This window comes from Carboxydothermus pertinax, assembly GCF_001950255.1.
GTDB classification, from domain to species: Bacteria; Bacillota; Z-2901; order Carboxydothermales; family Carboxydothermaceae; genus Carboxydothermus; species Carboxydothermus pertinax.
The window spans coordinates 31,531-45,941 of sequence record NZ_BDJK01000062.1 but is presented as its reverse complement, the minus strand read 5'-3'; the positions used below and the strand labels follow the sequence as shown (position 1 = coordinate 45,941).

The window sequence follows — 14,411 nt, the reverse complement described above, 5'->3', positions numbered from 1 at the left end:
AGGCAGCAAAATGAAAAACGGTTTAACTTTTGCTTTACCTAAGGGAAATTTATTTCCGGATACTGTTCAACTTTTATTTAAGGCAGGCTTACTAAAAGATAAAGACATCCTTTTGGACGGTAGAAAACTTGTAATTAAAGATGAACCGTATACCTTTATTATTTGCCGGCCAACGGATATCCCGACCTTTGTGGAGTATGGAGCGGCCGATTTGGGTATAGTGGGTAAAGATGTGATTGAGGAGCAAAGACGGGAAATATTTGAACTATTAGATTTACAGTACGGGAAATGCCATTTTGCAGTGGCGGCAGCAAGAGATAATCCAAAAGTTCATGATTTGGGAAAACTTACGGAAATAAGGGCTGCCAGCAAATTTCCCGAGGTTACCCGTCGGTTTTTTAAAGGTCTTGGGGTGCGGGCGGAAGTTATCAAAATGCACGGAAATGTGGAGTTAGCGCCACTGGTGGGTTTGGCCGATGTAATTGTGGACCTGGTTTCTACCGGGCGAACTTTAAGGGAAAATAACTTAATTGAAATAACCAAGATAATGGATATTACTGCAAGGCTTATTGCCAACCGGGTGGCGGCCCGGGTTTATGACCGGGAGATTAAGGCAATAGTTAAAAAGTTTAAAAATTTAGTTGGGGGCGAAAAAGATGAAGTTAATCTTAAATAAAGAAGAGCTTTTAAGTAAATATTCCCGACGAAAAGCAATGGAAGAAGACTTAGAGCAAAAGGTAAGAAAAATTATTTATGAGGTGGCAGCTTTAGGGGATGAAGCGTTACTAAAGTACGCCCGGGAGTTTGATGAATTTAAAGGTGATCTAAATAATCTTAAAGTAACTGAAGAAGAAATAACAGAAGCTTACAAAAAGGTGGATAATGATTTTTTAAAGAGCCTTCGCAAAGCAATTTTGCGGGTATCCGCTTTTCACCAAAAGCAACTTCCCAAAAGCTGGTTTACTACTGAAGAAAAGGGTAATATTCTCGGGCAAATTTATACTCCGGTGGAGGTTGCCGGGATTTACGTACCGGGAGGGACGGCCGCCTATCCTTCGTCGGTGGTAATGAATGCGGTGCCGGCAAAAGTTGCCGGGGTGCAAAGAATTGTAATGGTTTCCCCCCAAAAAGGGGAACGGATGAATCCGTATGTTTTAGTAGCTGCCCGGGAAGCGGGGGTTACGGAAATCTACCGGGTAGGGGGGGCGCATGCTATTGCTGCTTTAGCTTTTGGCACGAAAACCATTCCTAAAGTAGACGTAATAACCGGACCGGGTAATATTTATGTTACATTAGCCAAAAAGATCGTTTACGGTATGGTCAATATCGATATGCTGGCCGGCCCCAGTGAAGTGGTGGTGATTGCTGATAGTTCCTCCAGACCTGAGTACCTGGCAGCGGATATGTTGTCCCAGGCCGAGCACGATCCCTTAGCCTCGGGAGTGGTTATTACCTGGGATGAGGAGCTGGCCCGGAGGATAGCGCAAAAAGTGGAAGAGTATCTTTTACGCTTGCCCCGCCGGGAGATAATTTTAGAGGCTTTGGAAAGTTGTGGAGGGATTGTAGTGGTTCGGGATAAAGAGGAAGCTTTTTCCCTTAGTAACCGGCTGGCGCCGGAGCATTTAGAGTTAATGCTAGAAGAGCCGTTTTCCTATTTACCAAAAGTAAAGAATGCGGGGGCCATTTTTTTGGGTAACTTTAGCCCGGAGCCAATGGGTGATTACCTTGCCGGACCAAACCACGTTTTGCCCACTTCCGGTACGAGTCGCTTTTATTCGCCCCTTGCGGTGGATAATTTCTTAAAGAAAAGTAGCGTCATTTATTATTCTAAAGAAGGCTTTTTGGAAGATGCTCAGGATGTTATAAAACTTGCCGAAACGGAAGGACTTTTTGCCCACGCCCTTGCGGTGAAGGTGAGGATTAGCAATGAATAAACCAAGATACTTTAAAGAATCATTGGCCCGGTTAAAACCCTACGAACCTCATTTAGTGCCCTATAACATAAAACTCGATGCCAATGAAAATCCGTATCCTTTTCCCGGAAGTTTACTGGACGAAATATTTACTAAAATTGGTTCGAAGGATTTTCCTCTTTATCCAGATCCGTTGTCTTCCAGGCTCAGGAAAAAACTTGCGGAGAAGCTTGGGGTTTTACCGGAAAATATTGTTTTGGGAAATGGTTCTGATGAATTAATCCTTTGCCTTTATTTAGCTTTTGGCGGGCAGGGAAGAACAGCTCTGGGCTTTAGCCCATCCTTTGTAATGTTCTGGCATCATGCTTTTGTAACCCAAACTGAATTTAGGGAAGTCCCTTACCGGGATGATTTTAGCTTTGATTTAAAAAAGGCTTTAAAAACCATTGAAGAACAGAAACCGCATCTGGTATTTCTTGCCAATCCCAATAATCCCACGGGGAGTTTGGTGGATTTAAAAACTATTGAAAAGCTTTTAGCTTTTGACCACCTGTTAATCGTGGATGAGGCCTACGTGGAGTTTTCTGGTGTTTCTGCAGTGGAATTGTTAAAAGAATATCCAAACCTTGTAATTTTGCGGACCTTTTCCAAGGCCCGGGCGCTTGCGGGCTTAAGGCTTGGCTATTTAATTGCCAATAAGGAAGTAATAAAGGAAATTATTAAAGTAAAAAATCCCTACAACGTTAATATCTTTTCGCAAATTGCCGGTGAAGTGGTTTTAGATAACGAAGAGGTTTTTAAAGAGGAAATAAAAGAAATCATTGCCGAAAGGGAAAAGCTTTTTCAACAATTAATTGCCTTAGGTGTGAGACCGGTCAAAAGCCATGCTAATTTTATCTTGGTGGAATTTGGGGAAAGGGCGAAAACGATTCACCAGGAGTTAATTAACCAGGGCATCCTGGTACGGTATTTAGGTGGAGTTCTTGCTAATTATTTGCGGATAACTGTTGGTACTCCGGAAGAAAATCGACAACTTTTAAAAATACTGGAGGAAAACTTATGAGGCGGGCAGAGGTACAACGAACAACTTTAGAAACTCTGATTAATGTGGAGTTTTCATTAGACGGAAACGGAGAGTTTTCCGGAACTTCAGGCCTTGGCTTTTTTGACCACATGCTCACCCTGTTTTGTAAATTTGGCGGGTTTAATTTAAATCTTTCCTGCCAGGGCGACTTGGATGTGGATGACCACCATACGGTGGAAGATATTGGTCTGGTTTTGGGGGAAGCGTTTTCTAAAGCTTTAGGGGATAAAAAGGGAATTGCCCGCTTTGCTTCGGGTTTTTATCCGATGGACGAGGCGTTAATGCTGGTAGCGGTTGATATTTCCGGACGGCCGTATCTTGCCTTTGAGGCCGAGTTTCCGCCGGTTTTGGCAGGTAAATTTAACTACCAGATGATTGAAGAGTTTTTCCGGGCGTTCGTGCAAAAAGCCGGGATTACGTTACATGTCCGGGAAATTGCGGGCAAAAACTTACACCATAAAGCCGAGGCAATTTTTAAAGGGGTGGGACGCACCTTAAAAGTTGCAGTTACCTTGGAGGGAGATACCCTTCCTTCCACTAAAGGAGTGATTTAAGAAGTGACGGTAGTAGTGGATTATGAAATGGGAAATCTTTTAAGCGTAACCAAAGCGCTTACGGATTTAGGTTATAATCCTGCCATTACTTCGGAACCCAAAAGAATTTTAGAGGAGGATATAGTAATCCTACCCGGGGTGGGGGCCTTTCGCGATGCGGTAAAAAACCTTCGGGAAAAAGGGCTGTTTTCGGTATTAAAAGAACGGGCAGTGTTAGGCCGGCCAATCTTAGGGATATGTCTTGGCATGCAGCTTTTATTTACTAAAAGCTATGAGGATGGCGAGTATGAGGGCTTAGACCTTATCCCCGGGGAAGTGGTCCGTTTTCAAAAGGCTCCCAAAATACCCCATATGGGGTGGAATGATCTTTTGCCTCAGGATGCAAGTAACAGCCTCTTTAAAAACTTAAACGATTATTATGTTTACTTTGTCCACTCTTACTATGCTAATACTGATACGAAGTACGTCGTAGCTTATGCTGAATACGGGGAAAAATTTCCGGCAATAGTAAACCGGGGAAAAATTTTTGGTTTTCAGTTTCACCCGGAAAAAAGCGGGTCGGTGGGGCGGCAAATACTTAAGAATTTGAGGGAGATGCTATGATTTTAATACCGGCAATTGATTTAATGGGGAAAAAAGTGGTGCGGTTAACCCAGGGAGAATTGGCGCGAAAAAAAGAATATTCTCTTTCCCCGGTGGAACTGGCGTTAAAGTACCAGGAAGCAGGGGCAAAGTTAATCCATATCGTGGATTTAGACCGGGCTTTTTTTGGAGAAAGCGAAAACTTTGAAGTTATCGCCCAAATAATAAAAAAAGTATCCGTTCCGGTAGAAGTCGGAGGCGGGATAAGAAGTATCGAAAGTTTTCAGGAACTAATAGACCTTGGGGTCTCCCGGGTAATTATTGGCACGGTGGCTGTAACTAATTCCGAGCTTTTAGAGGAAATGCTGAAGATAAGCTCTGAAAAAGTGGCGGTAGGGATAGATGCTAAAAACGGTATGGTGGCTATTAAAGGTTGGGTGGAGAGTTCTAATTACCGGGCGGTGGAGCTTGCCCACAAGGTTAAAGAGATGGGTGTTACTACCATAATTTATACCGATATTGCCCGGGATGGTAGCTTAACCGGCCCCAATTTTACCGAGACTTTAAAGCTCTATGAGGAAACAGGTTTAAAAGTTATTGCTTCAGGCGGGGTTTCCGGCCTTAATGATTTAAAACGCTGGCGCGAACTTGGAGAAAACAAAATCTACGGGGTTATTGCCGGTAAAGCAATATTAGAAGGAAAGATTGATTTAAAGGAAGGCATACGCCTACTGGAAGGGGAGTTTTAATGCTAACGGTACGGATTATACCTTGCCTTGATGTAAATAAAGGGCGGGTGGTAAAAGGAGTAAATTTTTTAAACCTGGTGGACGCTGGAGATCCGGTGGAGCTGGCCGCTTTTTACGACCGGGCAGGAGCCGATGAAGTCGTATTTTTGGATATTACCGCTTCCCATGAAGGACGAAAAACTATGGTGGAAGTAGCCCGGCGGACGGCCACCACCCTTACCATTCCGTTTACGATAGGCGGTGGCATCGGAAGTATCGATGATATCCGGACACTCCTTGCGTCGGGGGCGGACAAAGTTTCGATAAATTCGGCGGCGGTGAAAAATCCCCGACTTATTAGTGAGGCGGCCCTAAAGTTTGGCAGCCAGTGTATTGTGGTGGCTATTGATGCCAAAAGAAGAAGTGACGGGGGTTTTGAAGTTTATATCCACGGTGGGAGAACTCCTACCGGTTTAGATGCTGTGACCTGGGCCAAAGAGGTGGAAAAGCTTGGAGCCGGGGAGATTTTGCTGACGAGTATGGACCGGGATGGTACTAAAGATGGGTATGACTTAGAACTTACCAGGGCTATTGCCGATGCGGTGAAAATTCCGGTAATTGCCTCAGGCGGAGTAGGGGAGCTTTCCCATTTTTACGAAGGGGTGGCTTTGGGGCACGCTTCGGCTCTTTTAGCCGCTTCGGTGTTTCACTTTGGTAAATTTACCATTAAAGAAGTAAAAAGGTATTTAAAAGAGCGGGGGATACCGGTCAGATTGGGGGATACAGGAAATGGAGCTTAAATTTGACGAAAAAGGCTTGATTCCGGCGGTGGTACAGGATATAAATACCAAAGAAGTTTTAATGGTAGCGTATATGAATGAAGAAAGCTTAAAAAAATCCCTGGAGACCGGCGAGACGTGGTTTTACAGCCGCTCCCGCAACGCTTTATGGCATAAAGGCGAGACGTCCGGTAATACCCAGGAAATTGTGGAAATACGGTATGATTGTGACGCTGACTGTTTATTAATAAAAGTAAAGCAAAAGGGTGTAGCGTGTCATACCGGAAGTTATAGCTGTTTTTTTAGGACCCTTTGGGAAGCAAAGGAGGAAAAAGAAGATTTAAATGCGGTTTTAGCTAAACTCTGGCAGATTATCCTTGACCGGAAAGAAAAACTACCGGAGGGTTCATATACGGCAAAGTTATTTAAAAAAGGAGTTGATAAAGTTGCCCAGAAAGTGGGCGAAGAAGCGGTGGAAACGGTGATTGCCGCTAAAAATGAAGATAAAGGGGAATTAATTTATGAAGCTTCCGATTTAGTTTATCATTTATTGGTTTTACTGGCGGCAAGGGATATTGCTCTTGGCGATATTGCGGAGGAACTAAAAAAACGTTTTAAATAAGTATTTAAATTTGATGGCGCACTCCGGTGCGCTTTTAAATTTTTGCCGATCGCCTATCTCCTACGACCTACCACTTTTTTATTGACAGGAAAATTTGTCCTATGCTAAACTAGTTTCAAAATATATTTAAATATTTAAATATAAATTTGGGGGGAGTTTATTGGAAGACCTTGTTAACATTTTAAAAGCTTTGGCTGATACCCATCGACTACGACTTTTTTTAGAGTTAACGCGACGGGAAATGGGGGTATGTGAGGCGATTTCTCTTTTGGGGTTATCGCAGCCGGCCGTTTCCCACCATTTAAAAGTTTTAAAGCAAGCCGGGCTTATTAAAAACGAAAAACAGGGGAAAATTATTTTTTATTATGCCACTCCTGAGGCGGTGCAACTTTTGGAAAAGGAATTGGGAGGATTTTTGGGGAAGATTCGAAAATTACTGGAGACTCCGGTAAAACCTTCGCCCCTCAGAGAACAACCGGATTTATGCGAATTTTTAGGATTTAAAAAAGAAGTCTGTGAGGAAGGAGAGGAGTTATGAGCCAAACTTCTGCTAAATTATCGTTTGTAGACCGGTATTTAACGGTCTGGATTTTACTGGCAATGGTTTTGGGAGTAGCCCATGGTTATTTCTTTCCCGGGATTGCTGGGCTTTTAGACCGCTTGAGCATTGGTACCACTTCCATACCGATTGCTATTGGCCTTATCTGGATGATGTATCCGCCTTTAGCTAAAGTACGGTATGAAGAGGTTAATAAAATTTTCCGGGGTGGCAGTAAAATTTTCTTATTTTCCATCCTGCAGAACTGGATTATCGGGCCGGTTTTAATGTTTGTTTAAGCTTATGTTTTCCTTCACAATTATCCCGAATATTTTATGGGCTTAGTTTTAATTGGTCTTGCCCGCTGTATAGCTATGGTTATCCTCTGGAATGCTTTAGCAAAAGGGGATTCCGAATATGCAGCGGCGTTGGTGGCGTTAAACTCGCTCTTTCAAGTCTTTTTCTATTCCACTTATGCTTACTTCTTTATTAAAGTAGTACCCGGGTGGCTTGGTTACGATACCAAGGGGGTTGTCCTTGACATTTCTATGGGCGAAAGCCAGCAGTATTAGGAGGGGGGCTATGAATAACCTGGTTACTGTAATTAATTATTTAAAGTCTTGCGGTTGAGGTGGGGAATGTCCGGGGGAGGACCTTATCTTTTGTGCAATAAAGGAAATGCTAGAAGATGAGTTTCCCGGAAAATTTAGCTTTAAGTACGTAAACATTTTTACTCCGGAAATTGCAAATTATCCTGAGGTTTTATCGGCTTTAAAGGAGCGCAAATTAAGTTTACCGGTGGTTCTCCATAATGGTAAAATAATTTTAGCTGGCAAAGATGTTAATTTAACGACGGTTTATAGCTATTTTAATGCTAATGAGACGTAAATACCGGGGATGGGAAAGAAGGCGCCGGAAAAGATGGTTATTTTGTTAGCAATTATTGAGTTTTTGTGTGGTTCGTTAATGTTTTCTTACTGGTTGGGGGTCATGGCGGGCAAAAAGTTAGAAGAAGTGCGGGATGGCAATCCGGGAGCATTTAATCTTTGGTGTGCAGCAGGATATAAAGTTGGTTTTTGGGGTGCTTTTTTGGATTTTTTCAAGGGGTACTTCCCCCTTGTTTATTTCTTTAATAGGGGGTATCTTGATAGCGAGGTAACACTTGCTGTTGTGGCAATAGCACCGGTTTTAGGTCATGCATTTTCTCCTTTTTTAAAGTTTAAAGGAGGAAAAGCGTTAGCGGCCACTTTTGGAGTGTGGAGTGCGGTTACGTCTTTTAAAGCTTCCTTTGCTTACGCGGTGACCTTGGGGTTTTTAAAAGGTTTAGAACGAATTTTTTATTGGGGTAGCCCGTCCCTTCCAGAACGGGATGCAGTGCTTGATATCCTCGGTTTTGCCTTTTTGGGAGCATTTTTTCTTACGGGAATTTTTGCCGGTAACCTTTTTTACCTCTGGTGTCTGAATTTTCTTTTGTTATTTTACAAACGAAAACGAGACTTTGCAATTTTACTCGGAAAAGTCAGAGTTAAGTCATAAAAATTTAGCTTTTTAAAAATAATAGTCATGGTAAAATAATTTTATGGTATAATTAAAAATAAAGATAAAAAACAGGGCGGGGTGAAGATGGGTAAAAAAGGAACTTTTGCCATTATTGCGGTAATTATCGTTGCCGTTTTAGCCCTGGGGGTATACTACGCCACTAACCGTGAATTAAGTTCCCCAGCCAACGGCGGCAATGTAGTGGACCAGTACAATGAAGCTTTAAAAAATCATGAGCCTTTTTTGTTAGAATTTGCTGGCGCAACTTGACCTACCTGCGCCCAGATGGCACCGGTGGTGCAGGAATTAAAGAAAGAATATGAGGGTAGAATGAAGGTAATTGTTGCGGAAGTCAGCCGTTCCGATGGCCAACAGTTAGCGGCAAAATTTGGTATCCAGTATGTCCCAACATTTATTGTAGTTGATCAAAAGGGGAATATTGTTCCCTGGGTTGATGCTCAGGGGAATCAAATGCCGATGTTTGTCGGTGGTCTTACCAAAGAAGAATTAAAAGCCCAGATGGATAAAGTGGCTTTAACGGAAAAAAAAACCCTGAACTAACGGGAGAAGCAAGCAAAAAATCGTTTGCGCAAAGGCTTGCCGATCGTCTGCCGGCACTTCTGGGGAATTCCAAGCTTTTAGCTTTAGTGATTGTTTTTCTTGGCGGAATTGCTACCAGTTTTACTCCGTGTATTTTGGGGATGATTCCTTTGATTATAGGTTATACCGGTGGTTATGCGGGACGATCGCCCGGAAAAGGGTTTATCTACTCGTTATTTTTTGTTTTAGGTCTGGCAACTACCCTTACCCTTTTAGGAGTAGGAATTGGGGTTTTAGGAACTTTTATTAAAAGCCGGTTATTTGCTTTTAATTTTATCTTAGGTATAGTCGCAATTTTAATGGGGCTTGCGGTTATGGGCCTTTATACAATAAGTCTTCCTGGCTTAAAAAGGATGCCGGTAAAAGGTACGGGACTTTTTTCTTCGTACCTAATGGGCTTATTTTTTGGCTTATCCGCCAGCCCCTGTGCCACGCCGGTTTTAATTGTTATTGTAACTTATGCGCTGGCTAAAGCATCGCCTTTATTTGGCGGGGCGCTCCTGTTTTCCTACAGCTTTGGCCACGGTCTACCCTTAATCTTAGCCGGTACTTTTTCGGCCTTTTTGGGCAAGATTACTTCCTTGGGGCGGTACGGGGAAATAATTAATTATATTTTTGGCGGGATACTGATTTTATATGGACTGTATCTTTTGTTTGGGCAGGTGTTCTAAGGGGCAAAAGCCACTTTTGTTTATAATTAAATCTTTTTTCCTATTTTGGCGGATGTATGGCGAAAAATGCTACCGGCTTTGCCAAAATGGCTCGCGGAGCGGCCATGTCTTTGGTAGCCTTTTTCTTCATGGGCAGCGGTGGTGTCGGAACCTCCATTGGAGCCAAGATTATTAGTGCAGCCAATTTTGAAAAATTGTTTTTAGTTTATGGAATTGGGTTATTGGTTTTAACCTTTTTGGCAAAAGTATTGGTTACCGATTTAAGTGAGGTAAAAGCGGGGATGTAGATAAGTAAAAAGCCGGGCGCATAAGCCCGGCTTTTTTGTGCATCCGTCATGGGTGAGACTCACGTGAAAGTCCCGAACAACGTAAAGGTATAGTCTATTTTCAGCTGCTGCTATGATTTTCTCCAGCCCAGTCTAATCTAACTCCACGGTAAGATTCTTTAACGGTCAATAAGAAAAGTATGGCTGAAAATAAAATAAGAAAAATTAATTTTTCAACTACTGTGCCCCAAAGAGGACCTGGAATGGCCATTTCCGTAAAAATATAGAGGACTAAAAATAACGATAAAATTAAAATAGCTTTTAAAATAAATTTCCAGCCCCTTTGGCGGAGTGTTGGGCTTAAATTTACTGCCGTGTTCCAGGTGCATACCGTAAGAGCCACGATAATCATTCCTGGAAAACAAATGATAGTCTGAATCAATGGGATGTTGCTAAACAAAGTTAATATTACTAAAGCTGGAAGTATTAAGACGCTAACTAAAAGTATTTGCTTTCCGACGGCAATTTGCTTTAAAAATTCAAGGCGTGACTGGGGCGGTTTAGTAAGGTTATTAATGGGGAGCTTTTCAACCGGTATAAGAAATTTAGCGCTATAAAGAAGGGCTAGAAAGAAACCTAAAAGGGAAAACTTCCACCACCAATTAAGACGAGCCTCAGGATTAAGTATGCCGAATATTATGGGAGCAATTAAGATGCTACCAACGGTAAAAATAAGAAAACCAAGAAAAGGGTAGAAAAGTGAAACTTTTTTTCTCATAATTTTATCCACCTTCTATTTATATTTTTGGCTTTCACTATATAGGTTTGCCAGCCTCGAATGAACCCCGTTTTAAAGGTATAGGCATCTAATAAGAAGGTTGCAATGCCTAAAAGAGCTAAAATTAAAATAAAGGAAGTTATTTTACGCATTTACTCATCTCCTTATTTTAATTTTATAAATAAACTTAGGGAGCAAGTTAACTTTGGTATGGTTAGTCAATATCCTCGCCATTATGACTTTCTCTACTTGTCCAGTATTGTCTTATCGACCGGTAGGAGTCTTCAAGAATTACAATAAAAGAAATTATTGAAAATAAAAAGAGAACTATTGAGTTACCAATTGTTGTGTTAAGGATAAAGTTACTCACTTTGGGATTGATTATGACAGTCAAAATTGCAAAAATAAATATAAATGGTAAAAGAATTGCTGGGTAAATAAAATTACGCTTCCAAGCAGTTTTTATGAGTTCAGAGTTTAAATTGATTGCTGTGCCCCAGGTACCTGCTGCCAGTGTTGCCATAACCATTCCTGGAAGATAACTGAGAACAATAATTATTGGGATTTTAATAATAAGAATTGAGATTGCTAAAGCAGGAAATATGAGTATAATGGTTAAAAACGTGTGTTTTATGATGGCAATTTGCTTTAAAAATTCAAAACGCGACTTTGGTGGACTTGTGAGATTTTGTATGGGAAGGTTTTCAGCTGAAATAAGATATTCTTGAACATAAAAAGAGGTTAATATGATAATTACAATTGAATCCTTCCACCACAAATTAAAACGACCTTGAATATTTGGTAAATCAGAGATGTAATTACCAATAATAAAACCAAAAACAGTCGAAATGAGAAATCCGAAAAGAAAATATGAGGAAAACGAGGCCTTCTCTTTCGCCACAGTCTTTCACTCCTTTGGTTACCTGTGGTTTACGCCATATGCTTGCCAACCATTGTAAAAACCTTTTCCAAATGTGATTGTATTTGAGACTAAATTATAGACTGTAAGAGCAGGCGAGGCATAACTAAGTAGTTTGGCTGCTTTACTAACTACTGCTCCCTCTTTAATCAGAGTACCCACAGCATTTGAATATCTACCAACTCCTTCAAGTGCTATATTCTTTGCGGCTTCTTTTGGGGTCCAGGTCATCGGATTTAAGTTACTGTTGACAACATCTTTAACCCCTTGCAAAGTAGCATACCCTAAACGCTTTGCGTTGTACTCCACATTATTCAACCAGCTCATCTAATATTTTACCTCCTTCCTGTTTTGGGCGAAAGAGGACCCCGCTTTCCCCGTAACGTGGTCGGTTTCTTGCCAACAATCTGGCCTCAAGGCAACACAGGTTTCTGCCCGTAGGAAAGTCAAACCGCACTTTCCAGGTCCCTTTGGGCATTTCCGGATTAATAAACAACCCATAAGCATAACTCCGAACAAACGTTTTTCCTTCGTACTCCTGAGGCAGGGGCGGGACTTGTCCTACCGAAAAAAACCAAGGCTTTTCTTCATACCACCAGGATAGAAACACAGGTAGCGGACGGTATACACCTGCCAATTCAGCAAAAAAGACTATTTGATAGTCGTCCTGGTAAAAAATATTAGTCGGTGCGACAGGGTAAAGGCTTTCTTTATCTGCCTGGACGTCAAGGCACAGGTTGCATTTTACAATTTCAACATTGCGTTCCAACTTGAGCAGGTCTTCTTTAGTAGTAGTGAAAAGCTGGTTTCCTGATTTACTGATGGTAAAAGGTGCTTTTAGAGGCAAGTTAAAAGGAGTTAGATCCAGGCATCCATCAGGTGGGGTAATAGTTACTTCGTTTATTTCGTTGTTCCACGAAATTTCCAGGATTTCCAACATTTTGACAGGAAAGTAGAGTCGCATTTTTTAACCTCCCTGTATTTCAAAAAACTAAATCACATTTTCTTGTTTTTGAGCTTTATTGTAAAAAAATAAAAAAATTCTGTCAATGGGTATAATTTGTCATATTTTGTCGTTAAAACCCTATCAAGCGTTATGTGCATAACAGGGATAAGGCACAGGTGGGTAGACTCCCGGGCGAGGGTAACAGGGTTAAAAAGAAGATGTTGAAAAAAGTAAAGCCGCAAAAAATGCGGCTTTTACCGGTTGACATGCTCTAAAAGGATTTTTTCCAGTTCTGCTTTGGAGGGGACTCTTCCGGATAAAACGACTTTTTCGTTAATGACCAGGCCCGGTGTGGACATTACCCCGTACTTCATTATTTCCGGAATATCTTGAACTTTTTGAACGCAGGCGTCGATGTTTAGTTCGGCTAAAGCGTTAAAAACCATTCTTTCCAGCTTTTCGCAGTTAACACAGCCCATTCCCAAGATTTTAATTTCCATCATAAAACCTCCTTTGAGAAATTTATTTTAAAAAATAGCATTAAATAAATAACCGGTTAATAAAATCCCAAAACCAACTATGCTCACAAAAGTTGCTAAAAGCTTAGGCTTTAAAACTTTTCTTAAAATAATCATTTCCGGAAGGCTTAAGGCCGTTACCGACATCATGAAGGCTAAAACGGTGCCCAAAGCCACTCCTTTTTCAAATAGGACTTTAACAATGGGGATGACACCGGCGGCGTTAGAGTAAAGGGGAATACCCAAGAGTACCGCAAAGGGTACGGCCCAAAATTGACCTTTGCCGGCGTATTTGATAAAAAAGTCGGTGGGGACATAGCCGTGCATAAAGCCGCCTATGGTGATGGCAACTACAACATAAGGCCAAACTTTTTTAAGAATGTCTTTGGTAGCAAACTTTGCGAATTCTACTCTTTGGGCAAAAGTCATCCCATGGGATGTAGCAGCTTGTTCTCCCATTTTAATCTGGTAAACGTAGTCTTCCACCCAGTGCTCAAGCTTAAGTTTGCCGATGATTATACCTGAAATTATGGCAATTACTAAGCCGGAAGCAACGTAAATTAATGCCACTTTAACCCCAAACATCCCTAAAAGCATGACCAAAGCTACTTCGTTGACCATTGGGGCGGAAACGAGATAAGAGAAAGTAACTCCTAACGGTACTCCGGCTTCGACAAAGCCGATAAACAGGGGAACGGCGGAACAGGAGCAAAAGGGCGTAACAATTCCAAATAAGGCTGCGAGGATATTACCCAAAAATCCAAATCTGCCGCTTAAAACCTTCCGGGTCTTTTCCGGGGTGATATACGAGCGTAGATAGGAAACGACAAAGATAATTACGGTAAGTAAAAGGAAAATCTTTATGGTATCGTAAATAAAAAAGTGAACTGCTTCCCCTAAGGGACTTCCTTTTAAGAGGCCCAAAAGTTTATAAGTTACAAGGTCGGCAAAACTGTTAAGCATTATTATCCTCTCCCTTTAAGAGGTATTCGCTTTCTTTTTTGGTTTCTTCAATAACAATGTCTTTTAATAAATCCACAAGTTCGACAAATTTGGGGTTGGTCAGGCGATAATGAACATTTAATCCTACCCGGCGGGAGCTAACGATTCCCGCTCGCTTTAAAACCGCTAAGTGCTGGGAAATATTGGACTGCTCTAAGGAAAATTCTTCGATAAATTCGCAGACGCAGCGCTCGCGGTCTTTTAGGTAATAAATAACCTTTAGGCGGGTAGGATGGGCCAGAGCTTTAAAAATTTCGGCAAGTTCCGCCAGCAAAAAGTCCATATTTAACCTCCTGTTCACTATATTAGAATTTTATAATATAATAATACACTAAAAAACATGCGAAATCAAGTACAAACTTGTAGTTTTTT

Annotated in this window: 20 protein-coding genes and 2 pseudogenes; 14 read left to right on the top strand and 8 right to left on the bottom strand. The window is 41.5% G+C overall.

The window, feature by feature from the left end:
• Nucleotides 1-10: 10 nt before the first annotated feature.
• The 14 genes and pseudogenes from hisG to cpu_RS12500 all read left to right on the top strand — a co-directional run bounded on the left by hisG (nt 11) and on the right by cpu_RS12500 (nt 9,897).
• The gene (hisG, locus tag cpu_RS12580) at nt 11-676 is read left to right on the top strand and encodes an ATP phosphoribosyltransferase (RefSeq protein WP_075860331.1); all 666 of its coding nucleotides are present in this window, start codon (nt 11-13) and stop codon (nt 674-676) included.
• Nucleotides 657-1,934 (top strand): histidinol dehydrogenase, encoded by a 1,278-nt coding sequence (gene hisD, locus cpu_RS12575; RefSeq protein ID WP_075860330.1) that lies wholly within the window; start codon nt 657-659, stop codon nt 1,932-1,934. Before hisG ends, hisD begins: the two co-directional genes overlap by 20 nt.
• A complete protein-coding gene (gene hisC / locus cpu_RS12570; RefSeq protein ID WP_075860329.1) occupies nt 1,927-2,976 on the top strand; it encodes a histidinol-phosphate transaminase in 1,050 nt (349 codons plus the stop codon). Before hisD ends, hisC begins: the two co-directional genes overlap by 8 nt.
• Nucleotides 2,973-3,551: an imidazoleglycerol-phosphate dehydratase HisB gene (hisB, locus tag cpu_RS12565; RefSeq protein ID WP_075860328.1), complete on the top strand. Its 579-nt coding sequence runs from the start codon at nt 2,973-2,975 to the stop codon at nt 3,549-3,551. The genes hisC and hisB overlap by 4 nt, the downstream gene beginning before the upstream one ends.
• 3 nt (nt 3,552-3,554) lie before the next feature.
• A complete protein-coding gene (gene hisH, locus cpu_RS12560; protein ID WP_075860327.1) occupies nt 3,555-4,154 on the top strand; it encodes an imidazole glycerol phosphate synthase subunit HisH in 600 nt (199 codons plus the stop codon).
• The gene (hisA, locus tag cpu_RS12555) at nt 4,151-4,882 is read left to right on the top strand and encodes a 1-(5-phosphoribosyl)-5-[(5-phosphoribosylamino)methylideneamino]imidazole-4-carboxamide isomerase (protein WP_075860326.1); all 732 of its coding nucleotides are present in this window, start codon (nt 4,151-4,153) and stop codon (nt 4,880-4,882) included. The genes hisH and hisA overlap by 4 nt, the downstream gene beginning before the upstream one ends.
• Nucleotides 4,882-5,661, top strand: a complete 780-nt coding sequence (gene hisF, locus cpu_RS12550; protein ID WP_075860325.1) for an imidazole glycerol phosphate synthase subunit HisF — start codon at nt 4,882-4,884, stop codon at nt 5,659-5,661. The genes hisA and hisF overlap by 1 nt, the downstream gene beginning before the upstream one ends.
• Nucleotides 5,651-6,262 (top strand): bifunctional phosphoribosyl-AMP cyclohydrolase/phosphoribosyl-ATP diphosphatase HisIE, encoded by a 612-nt coding sequence (gene hisIE / locus cpu_RS12545; protein WP_075860324.1) that lies wholly within the window; start codon nt 5,651-5,653, stop codon nt 6,260-6,262. The genes hisF and hisIE overlap by 11 nt, the downstream gene beginning before the upstream one ends.
• 160 nt (nt 6,263-6,422) lie before the next feature.
• Nucleotides 6,423-6,800, top strand: a complete 378-nt coding sequence (locus cpu_RS12540) for an ArsR/SmtB family transcription factor (protein WP_075860323.1) — start codon at nt 6,423-6,425, stop codon at nt 6,798-6,800.
• A pseudogene (locus cpu_RS13410) lies at nt 6,797-7,372 on the top strand (arsenic resistance protein). The gene cpu_RS12540 and the pseudogene cpu_RS13410 overlap by 4 nt, the downstream one beginning before the upstream one ends.
• 106 nt (nt 7,373-7,478) lie before the next feature.
• Nucleotides 7,479-7,688, top strand: a complete 210-nt coding sequence (locus cpu_RS12525; RefSeq protein ID WP_075860320.1) for a hypothetical protein — start codon at nt 7,479-7,481, stop codon at nt 7,686-7,688.
• Between the two features lie 33 nt (nt 7,689-7,721).
• Nucleotides 7,722-8,336: a glycerol-3-phosphate acyltransferase gene (locus cpu_RS12520; protein ID WP_075860370.1), complete on the top strand. Its 615-nt coding sequence runs from the start codon at nt 7,722-7,724 to the stop codon at nt 8,334-8,336.
• 87 nt (nt 8,337-8,423) lie between these two features.
• A pseudogene (locus cpu_RS14395) lies at nt 8,424-9,610 on the top strand (cytochrome c biogenesis protein CcdA).
• A gap of 56 nt (nt 9,611-9,666) precedes the next feature.
• Nucleotides 9,667-9,897 carry a hypothetical protein gene (locus cpu_RS12500; protein ID WP_075860316.1) on the top strand — a complete coding sequence of 77 codons (231 nt, stop codon included), beginning with the start codon at nt 9,667-9,669 and terminating at the stop codon, nt 9,895-9,897.
• A 100-nt stretch (nt 9,898-9,997) separates the two neighbouring features.
• On the opposite strand, the gene cpu_RS12495 is transcribed toward cpu_RS12500, so the two are convergent.
• The 8 genes from cpu_RS12495 to cpu_RS12465 all read right to left on the bottom strand — a co-directional run bounded on the left by cpu_RS12495 (nt 9,998) and on the right by cpu_RS12465 (nt 14,322).
• Nucleotides 9,998-10,654: a hypothetical protein gene (locus cpu_RS12495; protein ID WP_075860315.1), complete on the bottom strand. Its 657-nt coding sequence runs from the start codon at nt 10,652-10,654 to the stop codon at nt 9,998-10,000.
• Nucleotides 10,651-10,806, bottom strand: coding sequence for a hypothetical protein (locus tag cpu_RS13715; RefSeq protein ID WP_159434017.1), 156 nt, complete (start codon nt 10,804-10,806; stop codon nt 10,651-10,653). The genes cpu_RS12495 and cpu_RS13715 overlap by 4 nt, the downstream gene beginning before the upstream one ends.
• Before the next feature lie 62 nt (nt 10,807-10,868).
• Nucleotides 10,869-11,555, bottom strand: coding sequence for a hypothetical protein (locus cpu_RS12490; protein WP_075860314.1), 687 nt, complete (start codon nt 11,553-11,555; stop codon nt 10,869-10,871).
• An 18-nt stretch (nt 11,556-11,573) separates the two neighbouring features.
• Complete coding sequence (locus cpu_RS12485; RefSeq protein WP_075860313.1) at nt 11,574-11,900, bottom strand: hypothetical protein; 327 nt, start codon at nt 11,898-11,900, stop codon at nt 11,574-11,576.
• Nucleotides 11,884-12,537 carry a hypothetical protein gene (locus cpu_RS12480; RefSeq protein ID WP_075860312.1) on the bottom strand — a complete coding sequence of 218 codons (654 nt, stop codon included), beginning with the start codon at nt 12,535-12,537 and terminating at the stop codon, nt 11,884-11,886. Before cpu_RS12480 ends, cpu_RS12485 begins: the two co-directional genes overlap by 17 nt.
• Before the next feature lie 236 nt (nt 12,538-12,773).
• Nucleotides 12,774-13,019, bottom strand: a complete 246-nt coding sequence (locus cpu_RS12475) for a thioredoxin family protein (RefSeq protein WP_075860311.1) — start codon at nt 13,017-13,019, stop codon at nt 12,774-12,776.
• Between the two features lie 27 nt (nt 13,020-13,046).
• Entirely contained in the window at nt 13,047-14,000 is a 954-nt protein-coding gene (locus cpu_RS12470; RefSeq protein ID WP_075860310.1) for a permease, read from the bottom strand.
• Nucleotides 13,993-14,322 carry an ArsR/SmtB family transcription factor gene (locus cpu_RS12465; RefSeq protein ID WP_075860309.1) on the bottom strand — a complete coding sequence of 110 codons (330 nt, stop codon included), beginning with the start codon at nt 14,320-14,322 and terminating at the stop codon, nt 13,993-13,995. The genes cpu_RS12470 and cpu_RS12465 overlap by 8 nt, the downstream gene beginning before the upstream one ends.
• Between the last annotated feature and the right edge of the window lie 89 nt (nt 14,323-14,411).

Bases quoted from the DNA above. Each gene is read 5' to 3' on its own strand.
- cpu_RS12520 (WP_075860370.1), top strand. From the start codon at position 7,722: ATGGTTATTTTGTTAGCAATTATTGAGTTTTTGTGTGGTTCGTTAATG.
- hisD (WP_075860330.1), top strand. From the start codon at position 657: ATGAAGTTAATCTTAAATAAAGAAGAGCTTTTAAGTAAATATTCCCGA.
- cpu_RS12465 (WP_075860309.1), bottom strand. From the start codon at position 14,322: ATGGACTTTTTGCTGGCGGAACTTGCCGAAATTTTTAAAGCTCTGGCC.
- cpu_RS12485 (WP_075860313.1), bottom strand. From the start codon at position 11,900: ATGAGCTGGTTGAATAATGTGGAGTACAACGCAAAGCGTTTAGGGTAT.
- hisA (WP_075860326.1), top strand. From the start codon at position 4,151: ATGATTTTAATACCGGCAATTGATTTAATGGGGAAAAAAGTGGTGCGG.
- cpu_RS12470 (WP_075860310.1), bottom strand. From the start codon at position 14,000: ATGCTTAACAGTTTTGCCGACCTTGTAACTTATAAACTTTTGGGCCTC.
- cpu_RS12525 (WP_075860320.1), top strand. From the start codon at position 7,479: ATGCTAGAAGATGAGTTTCCCGGAAAATTTAGCTTTAAGTACGTAAAC.
- cpu_RS12495 (WP_075860315.1), bottom strand. From the start codon at position 10,654: ATGAGAAAAAAAGTTTCACTTTTCTACCCTTTTCTTGGTTTTCTTATT.
- cpu_RS12500 (WP_075860316.1), top strand. From the start codon at position 9,667: ATGGCGAAAAATGCTACCGGCTTTGCCAAAATGGCTCGCGGAGCGGCC.
- cpu_RS12480 (WP_075860312.1), bottom strand. From the start codon at position 12,537: ATGCGACTCTACTTTCCTGTCAAAATGTTGGAAATCCTGGAAATTTCG.
- cpu_RS12475 (WP_075860311.1), bottom strand. From the start codon at position 13,019: ATGGAAATTAAAATCTTGGGAATGGGCTGTGTTAACTGCGAAAAGCTG.
- hisF (WP_075860325.1), top strand. From the start codon at position 4,882: ATGCTAACGGTACGGATTATACCTTGCCTTGATGTAAATAAAGGGCGG.
- hisC (WP_075860329.1), top strand. From the start codon at position 1,927: ATGAATAAACCAAGATACTTTAAAGAATCATTGGCCCGGTTAAAACCC.
- hisIE (WP_075860324.1), top strand. From the start codon at position 5,651: ATGGAGCTTAAATTTGACGAAAAAGGCTTGATTCCGGCGGTGGTACAG.
- hisG (WP_075860331.1), top strand. From the start codon at position 11: ATGAAAAACGGTTTAACTTTTGCTTTACCTAAGGGAAATTTATTTCCG.
- cpu_RS13715 (WP_159434017.1), bottom strand. From the start codon at position 10,806: ATGCGTAAAATAACTTCCTTTATTTTAATTTTAGCTCTTTTAGGCATT.
- hisB (WP_075860328.1), top strand. From the start codon at position 2,973: ATGAGGCGGGCAGAGGTACAACGAACAACTTTAGAAACTCTGATTAAT.